13 protein-coding genes and 3 pseudogenes are annotated in these 18,844 nt (G+C 43.1%); 13 read left to right on the top strand and 3 right to left on the bottom strand.

Annotated features, from left to right (window positions below; all coding sequences use genetic code 11):
- The first annotated feature begins 7 nt into the window (after positions 1–7).
- From DW036_RS19365 to DW036_RS25595, 4 genes and pseudogenes are all read left to right on the top strand, one after another.
- Positions 8–2,332, top strand: a complete 2,325-nt coding sequence (locus DW036_RS19365) for a glycoside hydrolase family 20 protein (RefSeq protein ID WP_118465843.1) — start codon at positions 8–10, stop codon at positions 2,330–2,332.
- A gap of 14 nt (positions 2,333–2,346) precedes the next feature.
- Positions 2,347–4,428, top strand: a pseudogene (locus tag DW036_RS19360) (family 20 glycosylhydrolase); the annotation flags it as partial.
- A pseudogene (locus tag DW036_RS25785) lies at positions 4,417–5,333 on the top strand (glycoside hydrolase family 2 TIM barrel-domain containing protein); the annotation flags it as partial. The pseudogenes DW036_RS19360 and DW036_RS25785, both read left to right, overlap by 12 nt.
- 25 nt (positions 5,334–5,358) lie before the next feature.
- The gene (locus DW036_RS25595; RefSeq protein ID WP_158585973.1) at positions 5,359–5,481 is read left to right on the top strand and encodes a hypothetical protein; all 123 of its coding nucleotides are present in this window, start codon (positions 5,359–5,361) and stop codon (positions 5,479–5,481) included.
- Between the two features lie 58 nt (positions 5,482–5,539).
- On the opposite strand, the gene DW036_RS19355 is transcribed toward DW036_RS25595, so the two are convergent.
- The gene (locus DW036_RS19355; RefSeq protein WP_118465842.1) at positions 5,540–6,382 is read right to left on the bottom strand and encodes an aldo/keto reductase; all 843 of its coding nucleotides are present in this window, start codon (positions 6,380–6,382) and stop codon (positions 5,540–5,542) included.
- 95 nt (positions 6,383–6,477) lie between these two features.
- Positions 6,478–7,461, bottom strand: a complete 984-nt coding sequence (locus DW036_RS19350) for an aldo/keto reductase (protein ID WP_118465841.1) — start codon at positions 7,459–7,461, stop codon at positions 6,478–6,480.
- Between the two features lie 242 nt (positions 7,462–7,703).
- Between DW036_RS19350 and DW036_RS19345 the strand changes: the two genes are divergently transcribed.
- Positions 7,704–8,594: an AraC family transcriptional regulator gene (locus DW036_RS19345; protein WP_118465840.1), complete on the top strand. Its 891-nt coding sequence runs from the start codon at positions 7,704–7,706 to the stop codon at positions 8,592–8,594.
- Here the strand turns inward: DW036_RS19345 and DW036_RS19340 are convergent.
- A pseudogene (locus tag DW036_RS19340) lies at positions 8,595–9,193 on the bottom strand (class I SAM-dependent methyltransferase); the annotation flags it as partial.
- 465 nt (positions 9,194–9,658) lie between these two features.
- On the opposite strand from DW036_RS19340, the gene DW036_RS19335 reads away from it, so the two are divergent.
- The 8 genes from DW036_RS19335 to DW036_RS19300 all read left to right on the top strand — a co-directional run bounded on the left by DW036_RS19335 (position 9,659) and on the right by DW036_RS19300 (position 18,838).
- Positions 9,659–10,690 carry a sensor histidine kinase gene (locus tag DW036_RS19335; RefSeq protein WP_118465839.1) on the top strand — a complete coding sequence of 344 codons (1,032 nt, stop codon included), beginning with the start codon at positions 9,659–9,661 and terminating at the stop codon, positions 10,688–10,690.
- A gap of 20 nt (positions 10,691–10,710) precedes the next feature.
- Positions 10,711–11,466 (top strand): LytTR family DNA-binding domain-containing protein, encoded by a 756-nt coding sequence (locus DW036_RS19330; RefSeq protein WP_118465838.1) that lies wholly within the window; start codon positions 10,711–10,713, stop codon positions 11,464–11,466.
- A gap of 122 nt (positions 11,467–11,588) precedes the next feature.
- On the top strand, positions 11,589–13,499 hold the full coding sequence (locus tag DW036_RS19325; protein WP_118465837.1) for a TonB-dependent receptor: 1,911 nt from the start codon (positions 11,589–11,591) through the stop codon (positions 13,497–13,499).
- A gap of 12 nt (positions 13,500–13,511) precedes the next feature.
- Positions 13,512–14,024 carry a hypothetical protein gene (locus tag DW036_RS19320; protein WP_022393336.1) on the top strand — a complete coding sequence of 171 codons (513 nt, stop codon included), beginning with the start codon at positions 13,512–13,514 and terminating at the stop codon, positions 14,022–14,024.
- A gap of 19 nt (positions 14,025–14,043) precedes the next feature.
- Positions 14,044–15,549 (top strand): 4Fe-4S binding protein, encoded by a 1,506-nt coding sequence (locus DW036_RS19315; RefSeq protein WP_118465836.1) that lies wholly within the window; start codon positions 14,044–14,046, stop codon positions 15,547–15,549.
- 50 nt (positions 15,550–15,599) lie between these two features.
- Positions 15,600–16,988, top strand: coding sequence for an aldo/keto reductase (locus DW036_RS19310; protein WP_118465835.1), 1,389 nt, complete (start codon positions 15,600–15,602; stop codon positions 16,986–16,988).
- A gap of 20 nt (positions 16,989–17,008) precedes the next feature.
- Positions 17,009–18,085 carry an MBL fold metallo-hydrolase gene (locus DW036_RS19305; RefSeq protein WP_118465834.1) on the top strand — a complete coding sequence of 359 codons (1,077 nt, stop codon included), beginning with the start codon at positions 17,009–17,011 and terminating at the stop codon, positions 18,083–18,085.
- 159 nt (positions 18,086–18,244) lie between these two features.
- A complete protein-coding gene (locus tag DW036_RS19300; protein ID WP_118465833.1) occupies positions 18,245–18,838 on the top strand; it encodes a type 1 glutamine amidotransferase family protein in 594 nt (197 codons plus the stop codon).
- The last annotated feature ends 6 nt before the right edge of the window (positions 18,839–18,844 follow it).

Genomic DNA, 18,844 nt, shown 5'->3' with positions numbered 1-18,844 from the left:
TTCATTCATGAAAACACTATTTAAACTTGTCGGTCTACTGGCTATGGTAGGAATTTGGAGTTCCTGTGGTAACAATAAGGAAATGGCTAATTATCACGTGATTCCTTTGCCTCAGGAGATGACGATGACTTCCGACGGGGAGTTCACCATAAATAACGGGACTAAAATTCTTTATCCTAAGAACAATGAGAAAATGCAACGTAATGCTCAGTTCCTTGCCGGCTATTTAAAAGAGGCTACAGGTGCTGATTATGTCGTTGAAGCTGGAGTTGAAGGTAAAGGAAACATTCTTCTCTGTTTGGGGGTGGAGGCCGAAAAGCCCGAAGCCTATCAGTTGGATGTCACATCCGAAGGAATAACCATCACTGGAGCGAGCGAATCCGGCGTATTTTATGGTATCCAGACATTACGTAAGTCCATTGCTCCGGTGAAAAACAGTACTCCTGTTTTGGCTTCTGTGGATATAAAGGATTACCCACGCTTCGATTACCGTGGAATTCATTTAGATGTAAGCCGTCACTTCTTTACGGTGGATGAAGTGAAAAGTTTTATTGACATGATGGCACTCCATAATATGAACCGCCTACATTGGCATCTGAGCGATGATCAAGGGTGGCGTCTGGAAATAAAGAAATATCCGTTGTTGACGGAAGTTGGCTCTAAGCGCAAGGAAACTGTCATCGGACGAAACTCCGGTAATTACGACGGTAAGCCTTACGGTGGATTTTATACCCAGGAGCAAGCTCGTGAAATTGTAGCTTATGCAGCCGAACGCTATATCACCGTCATTCCCGAAATTGATCTCCCGGGTCACATGCAGGCTGCACTGGCAGCTTATCCGAATTTGGGATGTACCGGTGGTCCGTATGAAGTGTGGACACAATGGGGAGTATCGGACAATGTTCTTTGTGCCGGAAATGACAGTGTGCTGACTTTCATTGATGATGTATTGTCTGAAGTAATGGATATTTTCCCATCGCAGTATATACATGTAGGCGGTGATGAATGCCCGAAAGCAAAATGGGTGACTTGTCCCAAATGCCAGGCACGCATTAAAGTTCTGGGAATCAAGAGCGATGCCCGACATAGCAAGGAAGAATACTTGCAAAGTTTTATAATTAACCATGCAGAAAAAACAGTGAACAGTCATGGACGTAGGATTATCGGATGGGACGAAATTCTGGAAGGTGGATTGGCACCGAACGCTACTGTTATGTCGTGGAGAGGTGAAGGAGGAGGCATTGAAGCTGCCCGGCAGAAACATGATGTTATTATGACTCCGAACACCTATCTCTATTTTGATTATTATCAGACAAAAGATACGGAGAATGAACCGTTGGCTATCGGAGGCTATCTACCGATTGAACGTGTGTATGGTTACGAACCGATGCCTTCGTCATTAACTCCCGAAGAACAGAAATACATTGTTGGTGTGCAGGCTAATCATTGGGCGGAATATATACCTGTCTATTCGCAGTTGCAATACATGGCATTGCCCCGTTGGGCAGCCTTGGCAGAAGTGCAATGGACCAATCCGGAAAAGAAGAACTATGAAGACTTTCTTAGTCGTTTGCCGCGTCTGATTAATCTTTATGTACTTGAGGGCTATAATTATGCAACCCATGTGTTCGATGTGAAGGCTGATTTTGTTGCAAATTCTGCAGATGGTGCAGTCGATGTGATAATGACAACCATTGATCATGCTCCTATTCATTATACACTTGATGGCACGGAGCCGACAACAGTTTCTCCCATTGCCGACAGTATTCTTGTTATAAAACAAAGTTGTCCACTCAATGCTCTTGCCATCCGACCTACCGGGAACAGCCGTATGCTTACTGAAAAAATAGCTTTTAGTAAATCGACTTCTAAGCCTACCAAAGCAAATCAGCCGGTAAACAGACAATATCAATTTAATGGAATTACTACGCTGACGGATGGATTGAAAGGAAACGGTAATTACAAGACAGGGAGATGGATTGCTTTCTATCGCAATGATATGGATGTGACAATAGACCTGCAACAGCCTACAGAAATATCGAGTGTAGCCTTTACTACTTGTGTGGAGAAAGGAGATTGGGTGTTTGATGCACGCGGGTTTACAGTCGAAGTTTCTGATGACGGAGAGAATTTCACGAAAGTAGCTTCCGAAGAATATCCTGCCATGAAGGCGGATGACCGCAACGGTTTATATGACCATAAACTGACATTTGCTCCAGTGAAGGCGCACTATGTACGGGTAACAGCTCCTTCTGAAAAATCGATTCCTCAGTGGCACGGCGGAAAAGGTAATCCAGCTTTCCTGTTTGTAGATGAAATAACCATTGACTGAGAAAGGAAAAGAATATGAGAATAAGCCATCTGGTTATTAATCTTTTATTGGGGTGTGTTGTATTCTGTACGACCGGAATCCAAGTGTCTGCACAATCTGTGATTCCTGTTCCGTTGAAGATAGAGCAGAACGAGGGAGTGTTCCGTATTTTGGAAACAACGAAACTATATACCAATCTTAAAGGTGAAAAGAGAAAAATTTTGGAAGATTACCTGGTAACGCTTCCCCGTCCGTTCAATGTTGGTATGAATGGAGAAGAAGATATGCGTGAGAATGTAATCATTCTACAGAAAGTAAAGGTAGCCGGACGTGGTACTTTAAAACATCCTGAAAGCTATTCTTTGAAAGTTACTCCCCACCGGATATTGATTCAGGCAGGTACAGATGCCGGGCTTTTTTATGGTTTGCAGACATTGATGCAATTAACCGAATCTACAAGTAAGAATGAGTGGACTGTACATGCTACCTATATAGAGGATACGCCCCGTTTTGACTATCGTGGTTTCATGATGGACGTTTCCAGGCATTTCCGTTCCAAGGAATTTGTAAAGAAACAAATTGATGTGTTGGCACGGTATAAGCTGAACCGTTTACATCTGCATCTGACGGATGGGGCCGGTTGGCGGATTGAAATCAAGAAATATCCACGACTCACAGAGTTTGCTGCCTGGCGACCTCAGAAAACCTGGAAAGAGTGGTGGTTTGGTGAAAATAATCGCAAATATTGCGAACAGGATGATCCGCGTGCGTATGGGGGATTCTATACCCAGGATGATATTCGGGAATTATTGCAGTATGCTGCAGAACGGCATATTATAATAATTCCTGAAATAGAGATGCCTGCACACTCTGAAGAGGTCTTGGCTGCTTACCCTGAGTTTTCATGTGCGGGTGAGCCTTATAAGAATGAGGATTATTGTGTGGGCAATGAACAGACTTTTACTTTTCTCGAAGATGTACTGACCGAGATAATGGAGTTATTCCCTTCCGAATATATTCATATAGGAGGTGATGAGGCGGGTAAGAGAGCTTGGAGAGCATGTCCTAAATGCCAGCAACGCATGAAAGATAATAACCTCAAGGATGTTAATGAATTACAGAGCTATCTTATTCACCGGATCGAGGTATTCCTTAATGCTCATGGGAGAAAACTTCTTGGTTGGGATGAGATTATGGAAGGCGGGTTAGCTCCCAATGCAACGGTTATGTCGTGGCGGGGAGAAGAAGGCGGTCTTAATGCTGTCAGGATGGGACACCGTGCCATTATGACTCCGGGTAACTATTGTTATCTGGATAAATATCAGGATGTTCCTTCTTCGCAACCGGAAGCTATGGGCGGGTATATACCTATTTCTCAGACCTATTCTTATAATCCGATTCCTAAAGCGTTGACATCTGATGAGGCAAAACTAATCTATGGAGTACAAGCAAATTTGTGGGCTGAATACATTCCTACTGACGAACATTACGAGTATATGCTCTATCCTCGTCTTCTTGCTTTGGCAGAAGTGGCGTGGAGTGTACCCGGACGCAAATCTTATCCCGATTTCCATGCACGTGCACTGAAGGCCGTGGAGTGGTTGCAGAATCGGGGATATCATCCCTTTGATTTGAAAAATGAGATTGGCCATCGTCAGGAAGCTATGCATCCCATCAAGCATTTGGCATTGGGCAAACCGGTAAAGTATAATGCGCCTTATAATGCATCTTATCCTGCTCAAGGAGATAAGACCCTTACCGATGGTATCCGTGGTGACTGGACTTATTCGGATGGTATCTGGCAAGGATTCATTTCGCGCGACCGCCTGGATGTGACTATAGACTTGGAGGCTGAAACAGAGATTAACTCTATCAGTGCCGACTTCATGCAAATGGTGGGACCGGAAATCTTTCTTCCTGTCGAGGTCGTTATTTCCGTATCTTCCGATGGCACTGGTTTCACTGACCTGGCGCGTATTACGCACGAAATAGTGAAAACAGATACTATTGAGAGGATAGGTTGGCGGGGAGATGCGCGTGCACGATATGTGCGCTATCAGGCTCGTGCCGGCAAAGAGTTTGGTGGCTGGGTATTTACCGATGAAATTGTAGTAGAAGTTGATGCGGAAGTGCGTACGGAATATACATTAGAGAAGGGCTGGAAGTTTACCCGCGAAGATAATATCGGAGAATTCAGTAGCAAAGAGTATGATGATACCCGGTGGCAGTCGGTCGTTGTACCGCACGACTGGGCAATTTACGGACCTTTCAGCGTAAACAATGATAAGCAGAATGTAGCTATCGCCCAGGACGGACAGAAAGAAGCATTGGAACATGCCGGACGTACGGGTGGATTGCCTTTTGTGGGAGTAGGTTGGTATCGTTTGAAGTTTGATGTGCCGGAATTCTCTGTCGGTAAGACGGCGACACTGATATTTGACGGTGCCATGAGTCATGCCCGCATCTATATCAATGGGCACGAAGCCGGTTATTGGCCTTATGGCTACAATTCCTTCTATCTGGATGCCACTCCTTATCTGAAGGCGGATGGGAAGAATACACTGGCAGTCCGTCTGGAAAATGAAACAGAATCGTCACGCTGGTATCTGGGAGTCGGTTGAAAGATATGGGCTGTAATGCTATCCGTACTTCCCACAATATGCCTGCGCCGGAACTGATACGTGCCTGTGATGAACTGGGCATGGTGGTGATGGCAGAATCATTTGATGAATGGAAAAGTGCGAAAGTACAGAATGGTTATCATAAGGTATTCGATGAATGGGCGGAAAAGGATCTGGTGAACTTGGTCCGTCATTTCCGTAACAATCCGAGTGTTGTAATGTGGTGCATTGGCAATGAAGTTCCCGATTAGTGGAATGGCAATCGTGGTCCCAAGCTTTCCCGTTTCTTGCAGGATATTTGTCATCGGGAAGATCCTACACGTCCGGTTACGCAGGGAATGGATGCGCCTGACGCAGTTGTTAATAATAATATGGCAGCTGTGATGGATATATCCGGCTTCACTTGAATTCTTTCAAGTACCAAAAATGAAAGTCTTTAGTGGAATGATGACTGCTATCGTTTCTTCTACCGGTAAACCGGGAAGAATGACGCTGGAAGCAACTGGAAAGGGATTGGTGAAAGGAATACTGAATATTGAAAGTAAGTAAATGAAATGAGGATATATCGTTGTAGGCGGTATATCCTCATATTTCACATAAGACTTCTTTAGTGTAGTCCGCTCAGCCACTCTACCATCTTCGGATCACGATGTGAGAAGAAGCAACTGGTATTAGTATCCAGTGTTGCTATTTTTTTCATATCTTCTTTCGTCAGTTCAAAATCGAATACATTGAAGTTTTCAATAATTCGTTCTTTACGGATGGATTTCGGAATAACAACAATATTTCTTTGTATCAACCAGCGTAATACGACTTGTGCAATGGATTTACCATATTTGCCAGCAATGGCTGCCAAGGTTTCATTCTGGAACATATTGTTTTTTCCTTCGGCAAATGGAGCCCATGATTCAATCTGAACACCTTTCTCTTGCATGAATGCCTCTGCTTCGATTTGTTGATAGAAAGGATTAGTCTCTACCTGATTGATGGCAGGCGCGATTTCATTATGAAGGATCAGATCTACCAGACGGTCGGGCATGAAGTTGCTGACGCCGATGGAACGAATACTGCCTTCCTTGTATAATTCTTCCATAGCACGCCAGGCACCGTAATAGTCATTGAATGGCTGATGAATAAGGTACAGATCCAGATAATCGAGTTGCAAACGTTTCATGGATGCTTCAAAGGCTTTCTTCGTTTTGTCATAACCGGCATCTGATATCCAGAGTTTGGTAGTGATAAACAAGTCTTCGCGGGGGATACCACTGCGTTTGATGGCTCTTCCTACAGCTTCTTCATTACCATAAGCGGCAGCCGTATCTATGGAACGGTAACCTGCTTCAATAGCGTCATATACACATTGTTCACACAAGGCTTGATCTTCGATCTGATATACACCGAAACCAAGAATTGGCATTTCGATGCCATTATTTAATTTTACTTTCTGCATAATAACTTTCTCTTTATTAATTTTATATTAAAACACTTTACTTCCTTAATATCCTCAGGACATTGCGGATTATTGTATTATTTTAAGCTCTTTGGTTATTTGCCTACTCTTTTTGCTAACTCTGCCGGATAGCGGTCGCCTGACACAGGAATAGAATTAAGCATATCATTTATTCTTGTCAACTCTTCCGGGCTTATTTCCACATTTATACTTTGTATATTCTCTTCCAGGCGTTTCAGTTTGGTAGTTCCCGGAATAGGAACAATCCAGGGTTTTACTGCAAGTACCCAGGCCAATGCAATCTGCGCAGGTGTTACATTCTTCTCTTCCGCCAGCTTTCTCACAAAATCAACTATAACCTGATTGGCATTCAAATTCTCAGTAGTGAAACGTGGAACAATACTGCGGAAATCGTCTTTGCCGAATTGTGTGTCTTTGCCGATGTTTCCCGTCAGGAAACCTTTACCCAGCGGGCTGAAGGGAACGAAACCGACGCCCAGTTCTTCGAGAGTGGGCAATAATTCTTTCTCCGGTTCGCGCCACCACATAGAGTATTCGCTTTGAATGGCAGTCAGCGGATAGACCTGATGTGCCCGACGAATGGTCTGTACACCGGCTTCTGATAGTCCCCAATGTAGAATTTTGCCTTCTTGTTTTAATTCTTTCATGGTTTCCGCCACTTCTTCTATAGGAACATCCGGGTCTACACGGTGCAGATAGTATAGGTCGACATGATCTGTCCGCAGACGTCTGAGGGAACCTTCAATGGAACTCCGTATTACTTCCGGTTTACCAATGACAACTTGTTTACCGTCAATCATCTGAATACCACATTTGGTAGCAATGACTACATCTTTCCGATAGGATTCTAAGGCTTCACCTACTAATTCCTCGTTGGTGTATGGACCATATACTTCAGCAGTATCAAAAAAGGTGATTCCTTTTTCTATAGCCTGATGAATAAGGTTAATCATTTCTTTTTTATCAGCGGCAGCACCATAACCGTGGCTCATACCCATGCAACCTAAACCCAATGCGGAAACTTTAAGTCCGCTCTTTCCTAATTCTCTGTATTTCATAACTCTTGTCTTTTTATTGTTTTTTGATGTTGCAAAGGTAAGTCGTAAGACGTAGTTTGTAAATAGACCGATTACTGCTTTACGCACCATTATTACGGTTTTAAAATCTTGATTGAATACTTGATTGTGAGCCGTATGCACAGGTTACGGTTTCTTATACCAATATTACTGATTTTGCAATATAAGTGATGGAATGCTGAAAGAAAACTGTTATTTTTGCCATCGGATTAAATTATCAGATTATGGGTACAATCGTAAAGTTGAATACTGTTCAGGAGTATAATAGGACGATGGGAGTGGAGACATTACATCCGCTCGTTAGTGTGGTCGACTTTTCAACGTTGAGCTCCTTAAAGCATGGACGCAAGAATTTTGGTTTTTACTGCGTCTTCCTGAAACAACTCAAGTGTGGGGAATTGTCTTATGGGCGTAGCACGTACGATTATCAGGAAGGCACGCTGGTATTTGTAGCTCCGGGACAAGTGGCGGGAGTTGATGATGACGGAGAGACACTGAATCCTCAAGGCTGGGTATTGGCTTTTCATCCCGATTTACTGCGGGGTACTTCATTGGGACGTAAAATGAGAGATTACAGTTTTTTCTCTTATGAAGCCAATGAGGCTTTGCACATGTCCGAGCGTGAACGGCAGATTATCTCTAATTGTTTCGTTGAAATACAGGAAGAATTGGAGCGTGCCATAGATAGGCATAGTAAAGATATTATTGCTTCTACGATTGAGCTTTTGCTGAACCATTGCCAGCGTTTCTATGACCGTCAGTTTATTACGCGTGAAAACATAAATAAAGATATTCTGGTGCGTTTTGAAAACCTGCTCAGTGATTACTTTGAATCAGACCAACCGCAAACTGTCGGTTTGCCATCCGTGCAATATGCCGCGGACCGGTTGCATCTTTCTCCTAATTATTTCGGGGATCTGATAAAGAAAGAAACAGGTAAATCAGCTCAGGAATCCATTCAGCTCTTTGTAATAGAGAAAGCAAAAGAACGGCTTTATGATGAGAATAAAACTGTCAGCGAAGTTGCCTATGAACTGGGCTTCAAGTATCCGCATCATTTAAGCCGTCTGTTTAAAAAGGTGGTGGGGATGACACCGAACGAGTACAGGGTATAGTTATTTAATTTTGTACCCTAACAACGAACTGAACTTTTTGCAAATACCCGGGAATAACCCCATTAGTCTTCCGCCCAACCCCCATCTTTTGGGGTGGAATTTCTGGTAGAGGGCTTGGTCAATAAGTTGCAGGCGTGGTTCCCATTTTTCTATTTCATGCCCGTCTTTCAGGCAGGAGCGGATTTGGGCTTCGTGCCCCCGCAGTGAGTCGGGTTTCATATACTTGGAGTTTGCCATCATTGGCCCGCATACATCGAACCATACTTCACCACCACTGAATCGGTCGGCCAATCGGGTGAGTAATTGCCGTACCTGCTTTTCATAGAAATACATCAGTACACCTTCGATAACAATAATAAACTCTCCTTCGGGGTGCTTTTCACGGAGATCATCCATCCATTGGGTTTCCAACAGAGAACCGGCTATATAATGATCGCCTGCAGGTTCCGGTAGTAAATCATGGCGCAAGTCAATTACTTCGGGTAAATCCATCTCGTAAAACGGGGCTTTGTCATGCTCTTCAATGCGTTGATACCGGGTATCCAGTCGCAGCCTACATTCACTACGATTGGGTTTTCTCGTGTGGCAATGAAGCGTCTCTTCCGGGGTCCATAGGCGATTTCTATTTTTTGCCAAAGTTACGGTTCTTGAGTAAAGCAGGCAATACCTAAAAGTAGGGAAATTGTATTTTTACTTATACCTATCAAGAATGAAACGAATTATCAATTTTATTAGTTGTTTTTCTTAATTTGTTAATGTATGAGTGGCGCTTTGTAATAGCCTGAATATTAATGTGTTATAATGACCCTATCTCAGCATACGACTGAGACACCCTAAGTATGATACTGAGGTACCCTAAGTATCATACTGAGATACCCTCAATATACGACTCTGCTCTTGATTTGTACCTTTTGTAAATAACTATCGAAGTGGATCGCCGAATTATTACTTAAATCAAAATAGAGTAGTCATTCGCTTTTATGCCTTACTTTTTCGTTTTGATTCTTTGGTTCTACCAAGTTTCAAAAAAAATATCTTTCTTTGTAGAAAAGAAGAAATAATTTATGCTCTCATTTGATACTTATATAAGTCGTAAACTGCCTCTGGTCGGCCTGATTAGTTCAGTCTTTATCATATATCCTAATATAGCTTGTCTGCCCTGGGATATAAAATTTCTGGAAGGAGTAAGTTGTACGGGTTTTTATTGGTATTTTGTTTATCGTTTCTTTTTCTTCTGGGGGCTGATTTGTCTGTTGTTACGTTATAATTTACGACAACTGCCGACAGCACAGTTTAAGGAGCGTTTTGGCCGTAACTTCTTATATTCGTTGGCTGCTTATGCAGGCTTTGCGTCTATTTCCTATTGGATTCACTCTTATGGTATCCGTACTGATTTTCTGGGTAGTACATTGCTCTCCCAATTCTTTATTCAGTGTTCTCTGTGTACGCTGATCGGGCATATTTCCATGTTATACTCCGCACAGCGTGAGAAAGAGCGTGAGATAGAACGTCTACGTATAGAGAATCTGCAAAGCCGCTGTGATGCGTTGGCCAATCAGATCAATCCACATTTCTTCTTTAACTCCTTGAACGGAGTACAATCGCTCATCCGGAAGAAAGATGATGAAAAAACGTTGATGTATGTGCATGAATTGTCCGATATCTTCCGTTATATTCTTCAAAGTGATAAGAGAGGACTGGTTACTTTGAGGGAAGAACTGGAATTTATTCAATCTTTCCGTTATGTGATGGAAGTACGCTTTGCCAATAAACTGGTTTTCTCGATCCAAGTGGATGAGGCTATGCAGGATGAACTGACGTTGCCTGTGCTTTCACTGCTTCCGCTGGTAGAGAATGTGACCGTTCATAATATGATAGACAGTGAGCATAAAATGGAAATTACCATTAGGCTGAACGAGCAAAAAGAACTGGTGGTGAGTAATCCCATTTATCCTAAACTGTCTCCGCCTGATACGAACGGAACCGGGCTGAGAAATCTGGAAAGCCGTTTTACCTTGTTGATGAACAGGCAAATACGGATAGAATGTGATGAAAATACATTCAGAGTATATCTTCCTTTAAGTAAACAGAACTGATATCAAAATTGCATAGAGATATGAGAGTGTTGATTGTAGAAGACGAGACTGCCGCTTATGAGAATCTGGTGGATATTCTTAGCGAGGTCTCTTATGATATTCAAATAGCCGGTAATACGGAAAGCGTAACTCAAACCATTCATTGGCTGCAATCGAATCCTGCACCGGATTTGATATTTATGGATATTCATTTATCGGACGGTTCGGCATTTACCATTTTTGATAAAATGGAGTTGGAAACTCCTATTATTTTCACGACGGCTTATGACAGATACGCCATAGAAGCTTTCAAGGTGAATAGCATTGATTATTTGCTAAAGCCTGTCAAAGTGGAAGATGTAAAACAGGCGTTGGATAAATACAAAAAACTGACGTACCAGGATGTGATTCACTACTTATCCAAGTTGACTCAACTGGTGCCGACTCCTAAATACAAAGACAAGTTATTAATTTCATATAAAGATAAGCTGTTACCTGTCTGCCTGAAAGAAGTTTCATGCTTTTATACAGCGGATAAAAATACCTGTATCTACTTGAAAGACGGGAATATGTATCCATACTCCAAAACCCTGGAACAGATAATGGCTTCTCTGAATCCGGCAGATTTCATCCGGGCGAATAAGCAATTCATTATAGCAAGGAATAGTGTGACGGATATAACCATATGGTTTGATAATCGTTTGCTGGTAACGCTTGATGTGGAAACTCCCGAACGTATCTATATCAGTAAGAACAAAGCATCCGAGTTCAAATCCTGGATAGTGAATAACACGTAAGTTAGAATACGTTAATCAGTAATTATGGTATTTACAACCGTAATTTATCTACGGTTTCTATCACTAACGATTCCTATATTTGCAATTGGGAACTATTATAAAATAAAAGAGTAATTTTAAAGATGAAAAAAGAGAGATTTGTACTTGCATTCTTTACAGGCTGCTTGATTAGTGCGGCAAGCCTACAAGCACAAACCAGCAAGGACAGCACAAAGGTAGCAAGAAGTTATGCGATCAATGAAGTCGTAGTAACAGGTACGCGAAGTGAAACGGATGTGCGCCATTTGCCTATGACCGTATCGGTAGTGGGGCGTCCGCAACTTGAAGCGAGCCAGCAGACTTCAGTACTTCCGGTGTTGAATTCACAAGTGCCGGGCTTTTTCTCCACTTCACGTGGCGTAATGGGATATGGTGTAGCTACCGGTGCATCAGGGCAAATGTCTTTAAGAGGCATCGGAGGGCCCGCACAGGCCGGTCTTCCCACTACGGGATTATTGGTTTTAATTGACGGACATCCTCAGTATATGGGACTGATGGGACACCCCATTGCCGACGCATATCAGACCATGATGGCAGAACGTGTGGAAGTGCTACGTGGTCCCGCGTCTGTACTTTATGGTTCTAACGCCATGGGTGGGGTTATTAACATTGTTACCCGTAAGATGCAGGAAGACGGAATACGTACAAACATCAACATTGGTGCCGGCTCTTATGGAAGTGTACAGACCGAAGCCACTAACCGCATAAGAAAAGGGCGCTTCAGTAGTACGGTGACTGCCTCTTATAACCGTACAGACGGACATCGCGCTGACATGGCTTTTGAACAGTACGGCGGGTATGCCAAATTAGGCTATGACTTTACGGATAACTGGAAAGTTTGGGGCGATGTAAATGTCACTCGTTTCAATGCTACTAATCCGGGATCAGTAATGAAACCATATATAGACAATGATCAGCGCATTACACGTGGCATGACTTCTTTTGCATTGGAGAATCATTACGAAAAGACTTCCGGTGCATTGAGTTTTTTCTATAATTGGGGTGATCACTGGATAAATGACGGATATCAGCCAGGAGGAGAACCGCTTCAGTATCGTTTCAACTCTAACGATCAGATGCTTGGAGTATCATGGTATCAGAGTGTACAACTTTTCCAAGGCAACAGACTGACTGTGGGAGCTGATTATTTTCACTTTGGCGGTGAGGCATGGAACCAATTCTTTGATGGGCATCGTGAAACTTCGGCGAATAAGTCATTGAATGAAGTAGCAGGTTATGTAGATTTTCGTCAGGATATTGCTGCATGGCTTACACTGGATGCCGGAGCACGAGTAGATTATCATTCGCAAACGGGTACAGAGTTCATTCCGCAAGTGGGGCTGGCTTTCCATCTTCCGGAGAATGCAGAAATCAAGGCAATGGCAAGTAAGGGATTCCGCAATCCTACCATTCGCGAAATGTATATGTTCCCTCCGCAGAATCCGGATTTGAAACCTGAGAAACTTTGGAATTATGAGCTTTCTTTTTCACAACGTCTTATGGATAACCGTTTGTCCTATGGACTCAATGTGTTCTATATCAATGGTGAAAATCTCATTATACGTCTTCCAAATCCCAATGGTAGTGGTATGTTGAACCAGAATTCCGGTGAGATTGAAAACTGGGGAGCGGAAGCTAATGTAGGGTACCAGTTTAATCCGGTGTGGAGCGTGATGGCAAATTACAGCTGGCTTCACATGGAAAATCCGGTATTGGCTTCTCCGGAGCATAAACTGTATGGAGGAGTGAACTTCAGAAAAGGACGTTGGAGTGCATCTACCGGTATCCAGTATGTGAAGGGACTTTATACTGATCTGGATGCTGCGACAAAAGAGAACTTCGTGTTATGGGATATGCAGGGAAGCTTTAAGGCAACCAATTATCTGTCATTCTATGTGCGTGGTGAGAATTTGTTGGCACAACGTTATGAGATCAATGCAGGCTATCCTATGCCGAAAGCGACTTTTATGGGTGGAGTAAATATCAATTTTTAATAAGCATATTATATGAAAACAACAACTATCAGACTTTATTCACTGGATTACAGCAATGTGAAGACATATTTTGCTGCAGCCCTTTTCATTCTGGGTAATCTGGTTTTGCCACAACTTTGCCATCTTATTCCACAGGGTGGTCTTACTTTGTTACCGATTTATTTCTTTACGCTTATTGCTGCTTATAAATACGGTTGGAAAGTCGGATTGCTGACAGCCGTCTTTTCACCGGTTTTGAACCATCTGCTTTTCGGTATGCCTCCTGCGGGAGTATTGCCGGCCATCCTTTTAAAATCCGTTTTACTGGCAGTGGTTGCCGGATATGCAGCCAATCGTTTTAAACGTATCTCTATTCCTGTTTTAGCGTTAGTAGTACTGGCTTATCAGTTTATCGGGACGCTGGGCGAGTGGGCAATGGTAGGTAACCTTGCGCTTGCTTTCCAGGATTTCCGCATCGGCATACCGGGAATGGGATTACAGATTCTCGGTGGTTATTTGTTTATCAAGTATTTGGTTTATAAATGATATTCCATAAAATAAAAGTATGTTACGAAAAATCAGACTAACGTTTGCCATATTCTTTTTCGTGCTGATCACGCTTTTGTTTCTCGATTTTACGGGAACATTGCATGCTTGGTTCGGTTGGATGGCTAAAATTCAGTTTTTGCCCGCTTTGTTGGCATTGAATGTCGGGGTTGTGATAATCCTGATAGCATTGACACTGCTCTTTGGGCGTGTGTATTGTTCGGTAATCTGTCCGTTGGGCGTGTTTCAGGATGTAGTTTCATGGTTGGGTAAAAAGCAAAAAAAGAATCGCTATTCGTATTCACCTGCACTTAATTGGTTGCGTTACGGAGTGTTGGGAGTATTTATTCTGGCTCTGATAGGAGGAGTTGGTTCGTTGGTTGCCTTACTGGCACCTTATAGTTCGTACGGACGAATAGCTTCTAATCTGTTCGCCCCGGTATATCAGTGGGGAAATAATCTGCTTGCCCTGCTGGCTGAGCGTGCGGATAGCTATATGTTTTATTCTGTAGATGTCTGGATGAAGGCTGTGGGAACTTTTGTGATAGCTGTTCTGACATTTGTTATTTTGGCTGTGCTGGCCTGGCGCAACGGGCGTACATATTGCAATACAATTTGTCCGATAGGAACAGTATTGGGATTCTTTTCACGTTTTTCTTTGCTGAAACCAGTAATCGATACGAGTAAATGTAATGGTTGCGGTTTGTGCGCACGTAATTGTAAGGCGGCATGCATTGATTCTAAAAATCATAAAATAGATTATAGCCGTTGTGTGGCTTGTATGGATTGCATCGGTAAATGTAAGAAAGGAGCTATCCGCTATGAGCGTCCTCATAAGGAAGTGCAGAAACCGTTATCTGCTGAAAAAGTGACAGGTATTTCACCGGAGCAGGTGGACAATGCACGCCGTGCTTTCTTTTCTGCCGGTGCCGTATTTGCTGCAAGTACATTGCTGAAGGCACAGGAGAAAAAAGTGGATGGTGGATTAGCTGTTATTGAGGATAAGAAAATACCGGAGCGGACGACACCTATTGTACCGGCAGGTTCATTGAGCATTCGTAATTTTGCGCAGCATTGTACGGCTTGCCAGCTTTGTGTATCAGTGTGTCCTAATCAGGTTTTACGCCCATCCGGTAATCTGATGACGTTGATGCAGCCGGAGATGTCATACGAACGTGGTTATTGTCGTCCGGAATGTGCGAAGTGTGCCGAAGTATGTCCGACGGATGCGATTCATCTTACCAGTCTGGCTGATAAATCATCTATCCAGATCGGTCATGCCGTATGGATCAGGAAGAATTGTGTACCGTTGACCGATGGAGTAAATTGCGGTAATTGCGCCCGTCATTGCCCGGTAGCAGCGATAGAGATGGTTCCGTCTGAGGTAGATAATCCGGATTCTCCAAAGATTCCGGTTGTCAATGTAGAGCGTTGTATCGGTTGTGGTGCCTGTGAGAATCTTTGTCCGGCACGTCCTTTCAGTGCTATCTATGTAGAGGGGCATGAGAGACATCGGGTGATATAAAGGTGGTAATGTGATAGGGTGATAAAGTGATAAATGTTAGAAGAACAGATATGGAAGAACATAATAAAAATATAAACCGTAGGGATTTTCTGAAAATAGTGGGCATCAGTGCCGCTACAACAACGGCTGCTGCGACTCTTTATAGTTGCAAACAGAAGGATGGGGTGATTCCGGGAGGCAGTGCATCGACTCCGGTGCCTACTGATAAGATGACTTACCGCACTTCTGTGGCTCAGAAAGACCGTGTCTCACTTCTGGGTTATGGCTGTATGCGCTGGCCGACTGTTCCTTCACCGGATGGGAAAGGAGATATGATTGACCAGGATGCAGTGAACGAATTAGTAGATTATGCCATTGCGCACGGCGTGAATTATTTCGATACATCTCCGGTGTATGTACAGGGATGGTCGGAAAAATCTACTGGTATTGCATTAAAACGTCATCCGCGCGAGAAACTGTTTATTGCTACAAAGTTATCCAATTTTAGTAATTATAGCCGTGAAAACTCCATAGCTATGTATCGTAAGTCTTTCGAAGATTTGCAGACAGATTATATCGATTACTATTTGTTGCACTCTATCGGTAATGGTGGAATAGAAGCATTCAAAGCGCGATATATAGACAATGGTATGATGGAGTTTCTGTTGAAGGAACGTGAGGCTGGGCGTATCCGTAATCTGGGATTTTCTTTCCATGGTACAGTGGATACTTATGACTATGCACTTTCTCTGCATGATGAGGTGAAATGGGACTTTGTACAGATACAGCTCAATTATGTGGACTGGAAACATTCTTCGGGACGTAATGTAAATGCGGACTACCTATATGATGAATTGGTAAAACGAAATATTCCGGCAATCATTATGGAGCCATTGCTGGGGGGAAGATTGTCTAATGTACCGACTCATATTATGACACGTCTTAAGCAGCGCCGTCCGGAAGATAGTGTGGCTTCGTGGGCTTTCCGTTTTGCAGGCTCACCGGAACTGGTGTTGACGGTATTGAGTGGCATGACGTATATGGAGCATCTTCAGGATAATATCCGTACCTATTCTCCGCTGATTCCTTTGACAGATGATGATAAGGAGTTTTTGGAAGAAACGGCACAGTTGATGTTGAAGTACCCTACTGTACCGTGCAATGACTGTAAATACTGTATGCCTTGTCCGTATGGCATTGATATTCCTGCTGTGCTTATACATTATAATAAATGTGTGAATGAGGGGAATGTGCCTAAGAGCCAACAAGATGAGAATTACAGAAAGGCACGCCAAGCTTTTCTTGTTGGTTATGACCGTAGTGTGCCACGCCTGCGACAGGCAAATCATTGCATTGGTTGCGATCAATGTTCGCCTCATTGTCCGCAGAGTATTAATATTCCCAGGGAGTTGCGTCGTATCGACGGGTTCGTGGAGCAACTGAAACAAGGAACATTGTAGTATGGAATCTGTTATTAAGAATGAGAAATAATAAAAAACGTATGTGGCTTTGGATTGTGTTGGCGGTTGTAGGCATGGTATGCATTTCCGTATTTGCTTTTATTAATCAGCCGAGTTTCGGCAAGTTGCCTCAGGGAGCGCGTTTAGAGCGAATCAAACGCTCTCCTCATTACCGTGACGGCCAGTTCAATAATCTTCATCCGACGCAGATGCTGACCTCGGATGAAGGACGCGTTGGTGCTATGCTTTCTTTCTTGTTACGCAAGGCAGAGAATCTGCGTCCGGAGAATGAAGTTCCGGTTATCAAAACGGATTTGCATAAGCTGGGGCGTGATGAAAATGTACTGATCTGGTTTGGTCATTCTTCCTACTTTATCCAAGTAGATGGAAAGCGGTTTCTGGTTGATCCCGTCTTTTGCATGGCTTCGCCTGTATCCTTCGTCAACAAACCATTTAAAGGAACTGATGTCTATCAGCCGGAAGATATGCCGGATATCGATTATTTAGTGATTTCGCATGATCATTGGGATCATCTGGATTACCGGACAGTGAAAAGCTTGAAAGAGCGGGTAGGAAAAGTGATTTGCGGACTGGGTGTCGGCGAACATTTCGAATATTGGGGATATGATAGAGACCGGTTGGTAGAATTGGACTGGTATGAAGATACCGTTTTAGAAAATGGTTTTGCTGTCCATTGTCTTCCGACACGCCATTTCTCCGGTCGTGGTTTGAAAGCCAATCAGACCTTGTGGGCATCCTTCTTGATAGAAACTCCGTCACAAAAAATATATATGGCCGGTGACGGTGGTTATGATTCTCATTTTGAGGAAATAGGAAAGCGTTTTCCGGATATAGACCTTGCGATTCTGGAAAATGGTCAGTATAATGAAGGTTGGAAATATATTCATCTGATGCCTTCCAATATGGCAAAGGCAGCTAAAGAACTGAAAGCAAAAAGAGTAATGACTGTACATCATTCAAAGTACGCATTGGCAAAGCATCCCTGGGATGAGCCTTTGACGAATGAGAAGAAGATGCAGGAACAAGACTCGCTGAATATGGTGATTCCTGAGATAGGAGAAGTAATGCCGTTATAGAATTTTCATCTCTGTAATAATAGTGGGTGGCTGATATGATTGTTATGTAAAGGCAGTCATATCAGCTTTTTTGTTTTTTCCTATCCCAAAATAGTAGACTTTTTGAGTATTGGTGTAACTTTGTCAGCAGATATTAAAAACATTCTAAATACGAATCTTATGAAACAAGAAGTCTTATTCCTGCTTTTAAATGAATATGCCGACTGGGAAGGCGCTTTCCTTGCCATTTCCCTAAATACCGGGGTAATACCGGGCAGTGAAGTGAAATATATACCGAAGGTAGTTGCCCCTACATTGGATGTTGTGCGTTCTGTCGGCGGTTTTCGTACTTTGCCTGATTATAGTTTTCAAACGATGCCTGCTGACTATGCGGCATTGATTCTGGTTGGTGGTATGCAGTGGCAATCACCTGAAGCTGAACTGGTGGTGCCAATTGTGCAGGATGCATTACAGCGTGGCAAGATCGTTGGAGCTATTTGCAATGCTTCTGCTTTTATGGGAGCGCATGGTTTCCTGAACGATGTAAAGCATACCAGTAATACGCTTCCATATCTGAAACAATTTGCAGGTAGCGCATATACCAATGAAGCCGGGTATCAGGAAAAGCAGGCAGTCAGCGATAAGAATATCGTAACTGCCAACGGAACCGGACATTTGGAGTTTACCCGTGAATTATTACTTCTTTTGGATGCTGATACTCCGGAAAAGATTGATGCTGCTTATGATTATTATAAAAATGGCTTTGTGAGGTAACATTTG

This window comes from Bacteroides sp. AF39-11AC (assembly GCF_003474285.1).
In the GTDB taxonomy this organism is placed as follows: domain Bacteria; phylum Bacteroidota; class Bacteroidia; order Bacteroidales; family Bacteroidaceae; genus Bacteroides.
Note: the sequence above shows the minus strand (reverse complement) of the source record. Positions and strands in the feature narration are given on the sequence as shown.